Here is a 252-nt window from a genome sequence, read left to right as displayed (position 1 = left end):
GAGAAAAAAATATAATGGTGGCAGCTTTCTCTATTTGGAGTCGGTTGTACAATTGGTACGGGTTTTTTTCTTGGGTCCAGTATTATAATAAGAAAACCTAAGCGTATGGCATGCAAACTTGGAATGGACTCCGTTGGTTATTGTGTGTAAAGGTCTCCTTACTTGAAGCTGTATGCGTTTTCCTGATTTACTCGCCCTTTCTTTGGTGGACAACTTGCTCTAATACAATATGTGAATAAATTGAATAATAAC

General features: G+C 37.3%; 1 pseudogene. It reads left to right on the top strand.

The annotated features are described in order from the left end of the window. Positions 1-15 precede the first annotated feature (15 nt). Positions 16-96: pseudogene (locus V7147_RS06400) on the top strand (hypothetical protein); the annotation flags it as partial. Between the last annotated feature and the right edge of the window lie 156 nt (positions 97-252).

The organism is Bacillus sp. JJ1521 (assembly GCF_036965165.1).
Classification (GTDB): Bacteria; Bacillota; Bacilli; order Bacillales; family Bacillaceae_L; genus Ferdinandcohnia.
The sequence above is the reverse complement of the archived record's forward strand: the minus strand, read 5'-3'. Positions and strand labels throughout refer to the sequence as shown.